Origin of the sequence: Kitasatospora sp. NPDC127035 (assembly GCF_042726075.1) — a bacterium.
GTDB lineage: Bacteria > Actinomycetota > Actinomycetes > Streptomycetales > Streptomycetaceae > Kitasatospora.
Genome location: NZ_JBHXDN010000014.1, coordinates 49,215 through 62,850, shown reverse-complemented (window position 1 = coordinate 62,850; position 13,636 = coordinate 49,215). Strand labels below are relative to the sequence as shown.

The window sequence follows — 13,636 nt, the reverse complement described above, 5'->3', positions numbered from 1 at the left end:
GCGCCCGGGTCGGCCGCCGTCCGTCCCGGCCCCCGGAACCGCCCCGTTCCGGGGACCGCCCCCGGCCACCCTCGCCCCTCGCCCCTCGCCCCTGACCTCCGCCCCCGCCCCCGCCCCAGAAGCCGCCTCGTGCGCAGAAGACGAAAGAGCAGCGCCCATGGTCCGCGACCTCGCTCCCGGCACCGGCCACCGCCGAGGCCGGCTGAGGGTCTACCTCGGCTCCGCCCCCGGTGTCGGCAAGACCTACCGGATGCTGGACGAGGCGCGGCGCAGACAGGACCGCGGCGCGGACGTGGTGGTCGGCTACATCGAGTGCCACGGCCGCCGGCACACCGAGTCCATGCTCGCCGGTCTGGAGGTCCTCCCGCGGGTCCACCGCTCCTACCGGGAAGGCGACTTCGAGGAGATGGACCTCGACGGCGTGCTCGCCCGCGGGCCCGCCGTCGTCCTGGTCGACGAGCTGGCCCACACCAACGTCCCCGGCGGCCGGCACACCAAGCGCTGGCAGGACGTCGAGGAGCTGCTGGACGCCGGGATCGACGTCATCACCACCGTCAACGTCCAGCACCTGGAGTCGTTGAACGACGTCGTCCAGAAGATCACCGGCATCCCGCAGCGCGAGACCGTCCCGGACGAGGTGGTCCGCCGGGCCGACCAGATCGAGCTCGTCGACATGGCCCCGCAGGCACTGCGCCGGCGGATGGCCCACGGCAACGTCTACAAGGCGGAGAAGGTGGACGCCGCGCTCTCCCACTACTTCCGGGTCGGGAACCTCACCGCCCTGCGCGAACTCGCCCTGCTCTGGGTGGCCGGGCGGGTCGACGAGGGCCTGCGCGACTACCGGGCCAGCCACGACATCGACCGCGTCTGGGAGGCCCGCGAGCGCGTCGTGGTCGCCCTCACCGGCGGCCCCGAGGGCGAGACGCTGGTCCGCCGCGCCGCCCGGATCGCCGACCGCACCGCCGGCGGCGACCTGCTCGCCGTCCACGTCACCCGCAGCGACGGCCTGGCGGGGGCCTCGTCGGGGGAACTCGCGCAACAGCGGCAGCTCGTCGAGAACCTCGGCGGCAGCTACCACGTGGTGGTGGGCGACGACATCCCCACCGCGCTGCTCGCCTTCGCCCGGGCCCACGACGCCACCCAGCTCGTCCTCGGCACCAGCCGGCGCGGCCGGACCACCCGCTTCCTGACCGGCCCGGGAATCGGCGAGACCACCGTGGACGCCTCCGAGGACATCGACGTCCACATGGTCACCCACGAGTTCACCGGCCGCGGCCGGCTGCCGTCGCTCGGCCGCCGCCACTCCAGGCGCCGCACCGTCACCGGCTTCCTCGCCGGGCTGGTGGTGCCCTGGCTGATCACCGCCGGACTCTCGCAGTCCCACGACACCGTCAACCTCACCACCGACGCGCTGATCTTCCAGCTCGGCGTGGTCGTGGTCGCCCTGCTCGGCGGGGCGACCTCCGCGCTGGTGGCCTCGGTGGTCGCCTCGCTGCTGCTCAACTACTTCTTCATCCCGCCCGTCCACGCCTTTACCATCGGCGAGACCAACAACATCATCGCCCTCACCGTCTTCGCCGCCGTCGCGCTGACCGTCTCCACGGTGGTCGACCACGCCGGCCGGCTCACCGCCCGGGCCGCCCGGGCCACCGCCGAGGCCGAGACGCTCTCCACCCTCGCCGGCAGCGTGCTGCGCGGAGCCGACGCCCTGCCCGCCCTGCTGGAGAAGTCCCGCACCGCCTTCGGCATGCACGCCGTCGCCCTGCTGGAGCGCACCGGCGGCGAGGTGCTGGCCGCCTGCGACGGCGGGGGCGAGCCCGAACCCGGACAGCCGGCCGAGGCCACCGAGGTCCCGGTCGGCGCCGACGCCGTCCTCGTCCTCACCGGACGCCGGCTGCCCGCCGCCGACCAGCGCGTCCTCACCGCCTTCGCCGCGCACGTCGCCGCCGCGCTGGAACGCGACCGGCTCGCGGTGGTCGCCGCCGAGGTCGAACCCATCAAGGCCGCCGACCGGATGCGCACCGCCCTGCTCGCCGCGGTCAGCCACGACCTGCGCACCCCGCTGGCCGCCGCGCTCGCCTCGGTCGGCTCGCTGCGCAGCCCGGACGTCGAGTTCTCGCCCGAGGACCGGGCCGAACTGCTGGCCACCGCCGACGAATCCCTGGTCAAGCTCACCCGGCTGGTCGACAACCTGCTCGACATGAGCCGCCTCCAGGCCGGCGCGCTCACCCTGCACCTCGCCGAGACCCACGTCGACGAGATCCTGCCGCGCGCCCTCGACTCGCTGCCCGACCCGTACGCGCCCGTCCAGCCGCTGGACCTGGAGAACGTGCCGCCGGTCCTGGCCGACCCGCCGCTGCTGGAACGCGTCCTCGCCAACGTGATCGCCAACGCGCTGCGCCACAACGCGCCCGGCGCGCCGGTCCTGGTGGCCGCCAGCCACCACCGGGGCCGGGTCGAGGTCCGGGTGATCGACCGCGGCCCCGGCATCGCCCCCGAGGATCGCGACCGGGTCTTCCTGCCGTTCCAGCGCCTCGGCGACACCGACAACACCACCGGCGTCGGCCTGGGCCTCGCGCTCTCCCGCGGCCTCGCCGAGGCCATGGGCGGCAGCCTGGAGGTCGAGGACACCCCCGGCGGCGGCACCACCATGCTGCTCACCCTGCCCGCCGCGGGGCCGTACGGGCCCGACGGGGGCCGTCCGGACGAGACCGGGCCCGGCACGGGGGAGCGGCACCCGGGAGGGGTCCCCGCATGAGCGAGATCCTGGTCGTCGACGACGAGCCCGCCCTGCTGCGGACCCTGCGGATCAACCTGAGCGCCCGGCAGTACGCCGTGCGGACCGCCGCCACCGGCGGTGAGGCGCTGGACCGCGCCGCGCACACCGCCCCGGACGCCGTCCTGCTCGACCTCGGCCTGCCCGACCTGGACGGCATGGAGGTCATCCGGGGCCTGCGCAGCCGCAGCGCGGTGCCGATCATCGTGCTGTCCGGCCGCTCGGGCGGCGCCGACAAGGTGAACGCGCTGGACGCCGGCGCCGACGACTACCTCACCAAGCCGTTCCTGATGGAGGAGCTGCTGGCCCGGCTGCGGGCGGTGCTGCGCCGCCCGTGGGCCGGCCCGCCCGCGCCCGTGCCGGTGCTGGTCGGCGACCACACGGTGGACCTCGCCGCCACCACCGTCACCGGTCCGGACGGTCCGGTCCGGCTCACCCCGACCGAGTGGCGGATCCTGGCCTTGCTGCTGGCCAGCCCGGGCCGGCTGGTGCCGGGCCGGCGCATCCTGCGCGAGGTCTGGGGGCCGGACCGGGAGCTGCGCGGCAACTACCTGCGGGTCTACCTGGCGGGGCTGCGACGCAAGCTGGAACGCGATCCGGCGCGCCCGCGCCACCTGATCACCGAACCCGGGATCGGCTACCGGTACGAGCCCTGAGGCCCGCGCGGTGCGCGGGCGGCGTCAACGAGCCGTCAGGAGCGGACCTCCGGGCGTCAGGAGGGCGTCAGGAGGGGGCGGTGGGGGCGGTTCGCGGGCGTAGCGTCAGCGGTGAGGAAGCGGCCCCGCTCCATGTGGGGGATGCCTGGGGCCGCTTCGCCGCCTCGGCGGCCAGGGTGGGGGAAGGGGCGCGCGGTCGACACTGCGCGCCCCTGCCGCCTGTTCGGAGCAGGGCGACCGCCCCTGCCCGGGCGCCCGCGCTGCGGCCGGTCACCCCCCGCCCGCGCTGCCCGACTGCCGGGGCAGCGCCAGCGCCACCGTGTCGGCGAACTCCCGCACCGCGCTGGTCCGGCTGACCACGCGTCCGCTGTGCACCACCAGCCGGCTGTGCCCGCCGGCCAGCGCCCCCGCCAGGCTGTCGCCGCGGACCGCCAGCAGCTCGGCCGGGAAGCCGGCGTCCACCCGCACCGGAGGCAGCCCGAGCGCCGCCCGCGCCTGGTTGGACACGGTGTCGTACGCCGCGTCGGGGCTCAGCACCCCGCCCGCCGCCAACAGGTACGCGGCCTCCAGCGGATCGGCCCGACCGACCGGGTTGGCGCCGTCCCGCAGCGAGCCGCTGCCCGCCACCAGTGGCACCCGCGCCTCCACCAGCTCGCGCAGCACCGAGTGCCGCAGCCCGACCGCCGGGCCCTCCAGACCGGAGCAGCCGCCGTTCTGCGGCAGGCAGACCACCCGGACCCCGCTGCTGGCCAGCACCGCCGAGGCGCCCGGCGCCAGCGACCCGCACGGCCCCAGCACCACCCGCGGCCGCAGCGGTCCGAGCGCCCCGGCCAGCCGGGCCAGCTGTCCCGGGTCGGCGGCCGTGGTGTGCAGGTCCACCGGGCAGTCCGCCTCCCGGGCGGCCTCCAGCAGCACCTGGACGAAGCCCGCCGGGTCCGGGTCCAGTTCGGGGCAGCCGCCGGCCGCGGTGGCCCCCAGCTTGAGCGCGTCCCGCAGCTGGGCCCGGCCGTCCGCACCGGCCCGGCCGGTGAGCAGCCGGGGCATGGCGACGGCCTGCAGATCGGCGAGGCCGCGCAGCGCCTGGCGGGCGGTGAGCACCGCCTCCAGCCGGCGCAGCCCGTGCACGTCGCCGATCCGGACGTGGGTGCGCTGGGCGGTGGCGCCGTAGCCGAGCGAGGTGAGCGCGGCCTCGGTGACCCGCCGGGTGAGGTCGGAGGGCGTCTCCGGCGGAGGGGCGGGCAGCGCGGCGGAGAAGGCGACGTCGTAGTGGGCGTGCACCTCGGCGGGGGCCGGCAGCAGCAGGTAGCCGCGGAGGTCGATCCGGGCGCCGGTGGTGACGGTGGGGGCGCCGGGCAGGGCCGGCAGCGGGCCGAGACCGCCGGAGGTGCCGACGGCCTGGATCCGGTCGCCGCTGATCCGGACGTCCACCACCCGGCCGTCGGCCAGCCGTGCGTCGGTGAGGAGCAGGACGGGGCCGTGCCCGAGCGGGTTGGCCGCCGGGCCGGGTCCGGGCTGCGGCCCGTCGGCGGCTGCGCTGTCCATCGCCCGGCTCCCTCTTCGTGCCGGCCCGGCCCGCTGTCCACGGCCCCGTCCCGGTTCCGATCAATGAGCGACGAGCCTACGGCGGGCAGGGGCGGGGCGCAGGGAGGCGGGCAATAGTCGTATCGGGTCGGGCCGCTGCCCGACCGGGCCGGTCGAACGCGCTGCCTTCGATCGCTCGCCAGTGCAGGCCGTCCACCTGCGGACTTCGCGGCGGGATACGGATTTCACCTCTGGGCGCGGAACGTGTAATCTCTTCCTCGTTCGCCCCTATAGCTCAGTCGGTAGAGCGTCTCCATGGTAAGGAGAAGGTCTGCGGTTCGATTCCGCATGGGGGCTCTGGTGAGAGAGGACCGGCTTCGGCCGTGTTCAGGATCACCGTGGCGGTGTAGCTCAGTTGGTAGAGCAAGCGGCTCATAATCGCTGTGTCACCGGTTCAAGTCCGGTCACCGCTACTCCGCGTAGTCGGTCGGGAGATCGCACTCCCGGTCGGCTACTCTTGTCTTTGTTCTCATTCATTGTTGTACAAGGAAGGCACTCCCGTGGCTGCCACCGATGTCCGCCCGAAGATCACGCTGGCCTGCGTGGAGTGCAAGGAGCGGAACTACATCACCAAGAAGAACCGGCGTAACGACCCGGACCGTCTTGAGATGAAGAAGCACTGCCCCCGCTGCAACTCGCACACCGCGCACCGCGAGACCCGTTGACCCTGTTGCAGGGCACCGGGCCTGTGTGAACCAGGTCTACGACTCCGGGCCGCAATCCTCATTGGGTTGCGGTCCGGAGTTTTTTTGTCATCCAACGCGCTTCCGAGGAGTTGCCCGTGGCACTCGACCCCTCCTTCATCGGGCGGACGTACCCGCCCACCGAGCCGTACGAGGTCGGCCGGGAGAAGATCCGCGAGTTCGCCGCCGCCGTGGGCGACGCCAACCCGGCGTACACCGACCAGGAGGCGGCCAAGGCGTTCGGTCACCCGGACGTGATCGCCCCGCCGACCTTCCCGTTCATGCTCACCTTCCGGGCCGCCGCCCAGGTGGTCCAGGACCCCGAGCTGGGCCTGGACTACAGCCGGGTCGTGCACGGGGACCAGAAGTTCGTCTACACCCGCCCGGTCCGGGCCGGTGACCGGCTGACCGTCGAGGTCGCCATCGACAACATCAAGTCACTGGCGGGCAACGACGTCCTCACCGTGCGTGGCGAGGTGTCGGACGAGACCGGCGAGCACGTGGTGACGTCGGTCATGACGCTGGTGGCCCGGGCCGCCGACGAGAAGACGGGGGAGTGAGCCCGATGGCGATCAGCTACGACGAGGTCGAGGCCGGCACCGAGCTGCCCGCGCAGTCCTTCCCGGTGACCCGCGCCACACTGGTGCAGTACGCCGGAGCCTCGGGCGACTTCAACCCGATCCACTGGAACGAGAAGTTCGCCCTGGAGGTCGGCCTGCCCGACGTCATCGCGCACGGCATGTTCACCATGGCCGAGGCGATCCGGGTGGTCACCGACTGGGTCGGCGACCCGGCCGCGGTGGTCGAGTACGGCGTCCGCTTCACCCGTCCGGTGCCGGTGCCCAACGACGGGGTCGGCTCCGTGATCGAGGTCACCGGCAAGGTGGCCAAGCTGCTGGACGACCGCAGGGTCCAGGTCGACCTGGTGGCGACCTACGGCGGCCAGAAGGTGCTGGGCATGTCCCGGGCCGTCGTCCGGCTGGCCTGATCCTCCGGCCGGCCCGACCCTCCGGCCCGAACGGGCGGGGTGCGTACGGGGGCCCCGTACGCTGGGGGGCGTGCTGGAAGAACTCGACGCCCCCCTCGCCCCGCTGACCACCCTCCGGCTCGGCGGCCCGGCCCGCCGCCTGGTGACCGCGCACACCGACGACGAGGTGGTCTCGGCCGTCCGCGCGGCCGACGCGGAGGGCGAGCCGCTGCTGGTCCTCGGCGGCGGCTCCAACCTGGTGATCGGCGACGCCGGCTTCGCCGGCACGGTGCTGCGGATCGCCACCACCGGCTTCGCGCTGGACGGCACCGCACTGGAGCTGGCCGCCGGTGAGGTCTGGGCCGACGCGGTGGCCCGGACGGTCGACCACGGGCTGGCCGGCGTCGAGTTCCTGGCCGGCATCCCCGGCTCGGCCGGGGCCACCCCGGTGCAGAACGTCGGGGCCTACGGCCAGGAGGTGGCCCAGACGATCACCGAGGTGGTCGCGTACGACCGCCGGTCCGGCGAGGTGCTCGCCCTCACCGGCGCCGAGTGCGGCTTCTCCTACCGGCACAGCCGCTTCAAGGCCGAGCCCGACCGCTACGTGGTGCTGCGGGTCCGCTTCGCGCTGGAGGACGCCGGCGGGCGGTCCACCCCCGTCCGCTACGCCGAGGTCGCCAAGCACTTCGGGGTGGCCCAGGACGAGCGGGTCGGACTGCGCGAGGCGTACGAGGCGGTGCTGGGCCTGCGCTCCGGCAAGGGCATGGTGCTGGACCCGGCGGACCACGACACCTGGTCGGCGGGCTCCTTCTTCACCAACCCGGTGCTGGACCCCGAGCAGTACGCCGTGTTCCTGGCACTGGCCGCCGAGCGCGAGCTGACCGCCCCCGCCTACCCGGCGCCGGACGGCCGCACCAAGACCTCGGCGGCCTGGCTGATCGACAGGGCCGGGTTCGGCAAGGGCTACGGCAGCGGCCCGGCGACCCTCTCCACCAAACACACCCTGGCGCTCACCAACCGGGGGGCCGCCACCACCGAGGACCTGCTGGTGCTGGCCCGGGAGATCCGGGACGGCGTGCGCGCCGCCTTCGGGGTGGAGCTGGTGAACGAGCCGGTGATGGTCGGCGTCACCCTCTGAGGCCCCTCCCCGGGGGATCGCGGGGTGAATCCCGGAGAGGCTCCGGGGCGACTCCCGAGGAGCTCCGGGATGACTCCCCGGGACGACTCCCCGGGCTGACTCAGCCCGCCAGCCAGGCGTCGACGTCCGCGAGCAGTTCCTTCCGCACGCTCTCCGGCGCGCACGAACCGCGCACCGACTGGCGCGCCAGTTCGGCCAGTTCGGCGTCGGAGAAGCCCAGGACGTCGCGGGCCAGGCCGTACTGGTCGGCCAGCCGGCTGCCGAACAGCAGCGGGTCGTCGGCGCCGAGCGCCAGCGGCACCCCGGCGTCGAACAGCCGTCGCAGCGGGACGTCCTCGGGCCGCTCGTAGACGCCGAGCGAGACGTTGGAGGACGGGCAGACCTCGCAGGTGACCTGGCGGTCCGCCAGCCGTTGCATCAGCCGGTCGTCCTCGGCGGCCCGGACCCCGTGGCCGATCCGGCCGGCGCCCAGGTCGTCCAGGCAGTCGCGGACCGACTCCGGTCCGGCGAGTTCGCCGCCGTGCGGGGCCGCGAGCAGCCCGCCCTTGCGGGCGATGTCGAAGGCCCGGTCGAAGTCGCGGGCCAGGCCGCGCCGCTCGTCGTTGGAGAGGCCGAAGCCGACCACGCCCCGGTCGGCGTACCGGACGGCGAGCCGGGCCAGGGTCCGGGCGTCCATCGGGGACTTCATCCGGTTGGCCGCGACCAGGACCCGGATACCGACCCCGGTGGCCGCGGCGGCCTGCTCGACGGCGTCCAGGATCAGCTCCAGGGCGGGGATCAGCCCGCCGAGCCGGGGCGCGTACGAGGTCGGGTCGACCTGGATCTCCAGCCAGCGCGAGCCGTCCCGCCGCTCGTCCTCGGCGGTCTCCCGGACCAGGCGGCGGATGTCGTCCTCGTCACGGAGCACCGAGCGGGCGGTGTCGTAGAGGCGCTGGAAGCGGAACCAGCCGCGTTCGTCGGTGGCCCGCAGGCTCGGCGGCTGGTCGGAGCTGAGCGCCTCCGGCAGCCGGACGCCGTGCCTGTCGGCCAGTTCCAGCAGGGTGGCCGGGCGCATCGAGCCGGTGAAGTGCAGGTGCAGGTGGGCCTTGGGCAGGTCCCTGACGTCTCGCGGGTTCAGCAGGCGTTCCATTCACGAATCCTGCCGTACGGAGGGCCCGGACGGGAACCGCCCCCTTCACATCCCCCGAAGGGGTGAAAAGGGGGCGGGCCGGGAGCCGGTGCCGTCAGTCGTGGGCCTCGGCGAGCAGCTTCTGGATCCGGCCGACGCCCTCGGCCAGGTCGGCGTCGCCCAGCGCGTAGGAGAGGCGCAGGTAGCCCGGGGTGCCGAAGGCCTCGCCGGGGACGACCGCGACCTCGGCCTCGTCGAGGATCAGGGCGGCCAGCTCGCCGGAGGTCTGCGGGCGCTTGCCGCGGATCTCCTTGCCCAGCAGGCCCTTGACGGACGGGTAGACGTAGAAGGCGCCCTCGGGCTCGGGGCAGACCACGCCGTCGATCTCGTTGAGCAGCCGCACGATGGTCCGGCGGCGGCGGTCGAAGGCGGTGCGCATCTCGTGCACGGCCGAGAGGTCGCCGGAGACGGCGGCGAGCGCGGCCCGCTGGGCGACGTTGGAGACGTTCGAGGTGGCGTGCGACTGCAGGTTGGTCGCGGCCTTGACGACGTCCTTGGGGCCGATCACCCAGCCCACCCGCCAGCCGGTCATGGCGTAGGTCTTGGCGACACCGTTGACCACGACGGTCTTGTCGGCGAGCTCCGGCAGCAGGGCCGGCAGCGAGGTGAACTCCGCGTCGCCGTAGACCAGGTGCTCGTAGATCTCGTCGGTGAGCACCCAGAGGCCGTGCTCCAGCGCCCAGCGGCCGATCGCCTCGGCCTCGGCCCGGGTGTACACCGCGCCGGTCGGGTTGGACGGGGAGACGAAGAGCACCACCTTGGTGTTCTCGGTGCGCGCGGCCTCCAGCTGCTCGACCGAGACCTTGTAGCCGGTGGTCTCGTCGGTCACGACCTCCACCGGCACGCCGCCGGCCAGCTGGATCGACTCCGGGTAGGTGGTCCAGTACGGGGCCGGGACGATGACCTCGTCGCCCGGGTCGAGGATCGCCGCGAACGCCTCGTAGATCGCCTGCTTGCCGCCGTTGGTGACCAGCACCTGGGAGGCGTCCACCTGGTAGCCCGAGTCACGGAGCGTCTTGGCGGCGATCGCCTCCTTCAGCTCCGGCAGTCCGCCGGCCGGGGTGTAGCGGTGGTTCTTCGGGTCACGGCAGGCCTCGACGGCCGTCTCGACGATGTAGTCCGGGGTCGGGAAGTCCGGCTCGCCGGCGCCGAAGCCGATGACCGGACGGCCGGCCGCCTTCAGGGCCTTGGCCTTGGCGTCGACGGCGAGCGTGGCGGACTCGGCGATCGCGCCGATCCGGGCGGAGACGCGCCGGTCGGCGGGGCGGACGGAACTGTCGGGCTGCGGGGTGGAAGCGCTCATGCCTGCATGGTCGCAGACGGCACACGGCCCGGGCATGGCGGTTTCACGATATGTACGGGGCCGTCCACATGGCGGCCCGGAAAGAAGAGGTTCGACCAAACACCCCCCGACCACGTACACTCACTGCTCGACGGACACCGAGCCGACCGGAACGCTCGCCACCTGTACCTGGGGCGGCGGGAGATGCGGTAGGTTGGTGGTCGCTACTGGAGCCGAAAAGCTCCGTAGGGCAATAGCTCAATTGGTAGAGCACCGGTCTCCAAAACCGGCGGTTGGGGGTTCAAGTCCCTCTTGCCCTGCTGCTTGATCCGTACTCAGCCCGTTCGCTCCAAAGAGCGAGCGGGCTTGATGCGGAGAGGGCACCGAACAGCACCGCTTTAGCCGGCCGCTCGTGCCCTACCCGGGTACGCAGGTGATGCTCGGCAGGACCCGGATTCAGGTGAGGACGAGTGACGGAGACCACGGGCTCCACCGCAACGCCTGAGAGCGGCAACCCCGAGGGGGCCGACGGCGCTGCCGAGACCACGCCTGCGGAGGGCGAGTCCCGCCGCAAGCGCTCTGGCGAGAAGAAGTCGGGCAAGCGCGGCAAGAAGGGCCCCTTCGCCCGGCTCGCGCTGTTCTACCGGCAGATCATCGCCGAGCTGCGCAAGGTCGTCTGGCCGACCCGCAGCCAGCTGGTGAACTACACCACGGTCGTGGTCGTGTTCGTCGTGATCGTGATGGCGTTCGTCTCCGGTCTCGACTACGGCTTCTCCAAGCTGGCCCTCTGGATCTTCGGCTGACGGAACCGCCACACCTTTGAAACAGCTTCCCGACCCGGGCCGGTCCTCGGCCCGGGTCGAGCTGTCTGCGTCGGAGGTACGGGGCCGCTACCGTTGACTCGGTACTGTTGAAGTCTCCGAGGCGAACTTCCGGCGCCCGCGAGAGCGGACCGGCACCGGGAACGCCACGGAGCGCGCCACCTTCACCATCTCCAGGAAAGAAGCAGCCACCGTGTCTGACTCCCCCCTGTACGACGCCGACGAGACCGTCCGCGAGGCGGATGTCGCCGCCGAGCTGGACGCGGCCGAGCTGGCTGACGACGTCGAGGCCGCCGAGCAGATCGTGGACGCCGCGGACGGCGACGAGGACGAGGCCGAGGCGCACGACGAGGTCGAGGCCGGCGAGCCGGCCGAGGAGGCCGCGCTGCACGAGGAGTCCGACGAGGAGCTCGCCGAGGAGACCGAGGCCGCAGCCGAGGCCGGGACCGAGGACGAGACCGAGGCCGAGGACGAGGCCGAGGAGGCCGTCGAGGTCGACCCGGTCGCCAAGTTCCGCGAGGACCTGCGGTTCATGCCGGGCGAGTGGTACGTGATCCACACCTACGCCGGCTACGAGAACCGGGTGAAGCAGAACCTGGAGCAGCGCGCCGTCTCGCTCAACGTCGAGGAGTACATCTTCCAGGCCGAGGTGCCGCAGGAGGAGGTCGTCCAGATCAAGAACGGCGACCGCAAGACCATCCGCCAGAACAAGCTCCCCGGCTACGTCCTGGTGCGCATGGACCTCACCCCGGAGTCCTGGGGCGTCGTGCGCAACACCCCCGGCGTCACCGGCTTCGTCGGCAACGCCTACGACCCGTACCCGCTGACGCTGGACGAGGTCGTCAAGATGCTCGCCCCGGACGTCGAGCGCCAGGCGGCCAAGGAGGCCGGCAAGCCCTCCCCGGTCAAGCCCAGCGAGATCCAGGTCCTCGACTTCGAGGTCGGCGACTCGGTCACCGTCACCGACGGTCCGTTCGCCACCCTGCAGGCGACCATCAACGAGATCAACCCCGACTCGAAGAAGGTCAAGGGTCTGGTGGAGATCTTCGGCCGGGAGACCCCGGTCGAGCTCTCCTTCGACCAGATCCAGAAGAACTAGTCCCAACCGTCCGCGGATTCGGGGCAGGGCCGACGGCCCTGCCCCGAATCCGTTTTGGTCCAGCGACGCCGAGGCGTTAGCCTGGTCCGATGTGTGTGCTGGCGACTGGGTGTCGCCCCGGTTCCGCACACACCAGCAATCACCTCTCGGAAGGACCCGGAGAGACATGCCTCCCAAGAAGAAGAAGGTCACGGGGCTTATCAAGCTCCAGATCAACGCCGGTGCGGCCAACCCGGCGCCGCCGGTCGGCCCCGCGCTGGGCCAGCACGGCGTCAACATCATGGAGTTCTGCAAGGCCTACAACGCTGCGACCGAGTCGCAGCGCGGCATGATCGTGCCGGTGGAGATCACGGTCTACGACGACCGTTCCTTCACCTTCATCACGAAGACGCCGCCGGCCGCGCGCCTCATCCTGAAGGCTGCGGGTGTCGACAAGGGCTCTGCCGAGCCGCACAAGACCAAGGTCGCCAAGCTCACGGCCGCCCAGGTCCGCGAGATCGCCACGGTCAAGCTCCCCGACCTGAACGCCAACGACCTGGACGCCGCGTCGAAGATCATCGCCGGCACCGCCCGGTCGATGGGCATCACGGTCGAGGGCTGATCACCCTTCTCGTCCATGTGGTAGGGCCTGCGCGGCCCGCACATACCACGACTCCATTCCCCATTCAGGAGCAGCAGTGAAGCGCAGCAAGGCTCTGAAGGCCGCGGACGCTCAGGTCGACCGCGACCGCCTTTACGCCCCCCTCGAGGCCATCCGCCTCGCCAAGGCGACCAGCACCACCAAGTTCGACGGCACCGTCGAGGTCGCCATGCGTCTGGGCGTCGACCCGCGCAAGGCGGACCAGATGGTCCGCAGCACCGTGATCCTCCCGCACGGCACCGGTAAGACCGCTCGGGTCCTGGTCTTCGCGACCGGCGAGCGTGCCGAGGCCGCGCGTGCTGCGGGCGCCGACATCGTCGGTTCCGACGAGCTCATCGACGAGGTCGCCAAGGGCCGCCTCGACTTCGACGCCGTCGTCGCCACCCCGGACCTCATGGGCAAGGTCGGCCGCCTCGGCCGCGTGCTCGGTCCCCGTGGCCTGATGCCGAACCCGAAGACCGGCACCGTGACCCCGGACGTGGCCAAGGCCGTGAACGAGATCAAGGGCGGCAAGATCGAGTTCCGCGTCGACAAGCACTCGAACCTGCACTTCATCATCGGTAAGGTCTCCTTCACCGACGAGCAGCTGGTCGAGAACTACGCCGCCGCGCTGGACGAGGTGCTCCGCGCCAAGCCGTCCGCCGCCAAGGGCCGGTACATCAAGAAGACCGCGCTCTCCACCACGATCGGCCCCGGCATCCTCGTGGACCCGAACCGCACCCGGAACCTCCTCGTCGAGGAGGACCCGGCCGCGCTCTGATCGCAGCCGTAGTCCGTACGGCGGGCCCGCACCCCTTCGCCGGGGGTGCGGGCCCGCCGTCGTTT

The 13,636-nt window shown here is 72.5% G+C and carries 13 protein-coding genes and 3 tRNA genes; 13 read left to right on the top strand and 3 right to left on the bottom strand.

From position 1 onward, the window contains the following. Window positions 1–157 precede the first annotated feature (157 nt). Window positions 158–2,758 carry a sensor histidine kinase KdpD gene (locus tag ACFWIC_RS12315; RefSeq protein ID WP_329885434.1) on the top strand — a complete coding sequence of 867 codons (2,601 nt, stop codon included), beginning with the start codon at window positions 158–160 and terminating at the stop codon, window positions 2,756–2,758. Next, window positions 2,755–3,432, top strand: a complete 678-nt coding sequence (locus tag ACFWIC_RS12310; protein WP_380518080.1) for a response regulator — start codon at window positions 2,755–2,757, stop codon at window positions 3,430–3,432. Before ACFWIC_RS12315 ends, ACFWIC_RS12310 begins: the two co-directional genes overlap by 4 nt. 270 nt (window positions 3,433–3,702) lie before the next feature. Here ACFWIC_RS12310 and ACFWIC_RS12305 read toward each other — a convergent pair whose 3' ends face one another. Continuing rightward, window positions 3,703–4,974, bottom strand: a complete 1,272-nt coding sequence (locus ACFWIC_RS12305) for a hydrolase (RefSeq protein WP_329885432.1) — start codon at window positions 4,972–4,974, stop codon at window positions 3,703–3,705. Between the two features lie 263 nt (window positions 4,975–5,237). On the opposite strand from ACFWIC_RS12305, the gene ACFWIC_RS12300 reads away from it, so the two are divergent. From ACFWIC_RS12300 to ACFWIC_RS12275, 6 genes are all read left to right on the top strand, one after another. Beyond that, window positions 5,238–5,310 (top strand) — tRNA-Thr (locus ACFWIC_RS12300). A gap of 43 nt (window positions 5,311–5,353) precedes the next feature. Then, window positions 5,354–5,426, top strand: a tRNA-Met gene (locus ACFWIC_RS12295). A gap of 87 nt (window positions 5,427–5,513) precedes the next feature. Further along, on the top strand, window positions 5,514–5,678 hold the full coding sequence (rpmG, locus tag ACFWIC_RS12290; RefSeq protein ID WP_006604855.1) for a 50S ribosomal protein L33: 165 nt from the start codon (window positions 5,514–5,516) through the stop codon (window positions 5,676–5,678). Window positions 5,679–5,794: 116 nt separating this feature from the next. Continuing rightward, on the top strand, window positions 5,795–6,256 hold the full coding sequence (locus ACFWIC_RS12285; protein WP_329885431.1) for a MaoC family dehydratase N-terminal domain-containing protein: 462 nt from the start codon (window positions 5,795–5,797) through the stop codon (window positions 6,254–6,256). Between the two features lie 5 nt (window positions 6,257–6,261). Then, entirely contained in the window at window positions 6,262–6,684 is a 423-nt protein-coding gene (locus ACFWIC_RS12280) for a MaoC family dehydratase (RefSeq protein ID WP_329885430.1), read from the top strand. A 73-nt stretch (window positions 6,685–6,757) separates the two neighbouring features. Then, complete coding sequence (locus ACFWIC_RS12275) at window positions 6,758–7,801, top strand: UDP-N-acetylmuramate dehydrogenase (RefSeq protein ID WP_380518214.1); 1,044 nt, start codon at window positions 6,758–6,760, stop codon at window positions 7,799–7,801. Window positions 7,802–7,901: 100 nt separating this feature from the next. Here ACFWIC_RS12275 and ACFWIC_RS12270 read toward each other — a convergent pair whose 3' ends face one another. Both ACFWIC_RS12270 and ACFWIC_RS12265 read right to left on the bottom strand, forming a co-directional pair. Further along, window positions 7,902–8,930 carry an adenosine deaminase gene (locus tag ACFWIC_RS12270; protein ID WP_329885429.1) on the bottom strand — a complete coding sequence of 343 codons (1,029 nt, stop codon included), beginning with the start codon at window positions 8,928–8,930 and terminating at the stop codon, window positions 7,902–7,904. Window positions 8,931–9,024: 94 nt separating this feature from the next. Beyond that, window positions 9,025–10,272, bottom strand: a complete 1,248-nt coding sequence (locus ACFWIC_RS12265; protein WP_380518076.1) for a pyridoxal phosphate-dependent aminotransferase — start codon at window positions 10,270–10,272, stop codon at window positions 9,025–9,027. A gap of 226 nt (window positions 10,273–10,498) precedes the next feature. Here ACFWIC_RS12265 and ACFWIC_RS12260 point away from each other — a divergent pair. The 5 genes from ACFWIC_RS12260 (at window position 10,499) to rplA (ending at window position 13,571) form a co-directional block, all read left to right on the top strand. Beyond that, window positions 10,499–10,571, top strand: a tRNA-Trp gene (locus tag ACFWIC_RS12260). 150 nt (window positions 10,572–10,721) lie between these two features. Beyond that, window positions 10,722–11,054, top strand: coding sequence for a preprotein translocase subunit SecE (gene secE, locus ACFWIC_RS12255; protein WP_329885427.1), 333 nt, complete (start codon window positions 10,722–10,724; stop codon window positions 11,052–11,054). Window positions 11,055–11,265: 211 nt separating this feature from the next. Then, window positions 11,266–12,171, top strand: a complete 906-nt coding sequence (gene nusG, locus ACFWIC_RS12250) for a transcription termination/antitermination protein NusG (protein WP_380518073.1) — start codon at window positions 11,266–11,268, stop codon at window positions 12,169–12,171. A gap of 166 nt (window positions 12,172–12,337) precedes the next feature. Then, on the top strand, window positions 12,338–12,772 hold the full coding sequence (rplK, locus tag ACFWIC_RS12245) for a 50S ribosomal protein L11 (protein WP_148644356.1): 435 nt from the start codon (window positions 12,338–12,340) through the stop codon (window positions 12,770–12,772). A 76-nt stretch (window positions 12,773–12,848) separates the two neighbouring features. Next, on the top strand, window positions 12,849–13,571 hold the full coding sequence (gene rplA, locus ACFWIC_RS12240; RefSeq protein ID WP_329885426.1) for a 50S ribosomal protein L1: 723 nt from the start codon (window positions 12,849–12,851) through the stop codon (window positions 13,569–13,571). Window positions 13,572–13,636 lie beyond the last annotated feature (65 nt).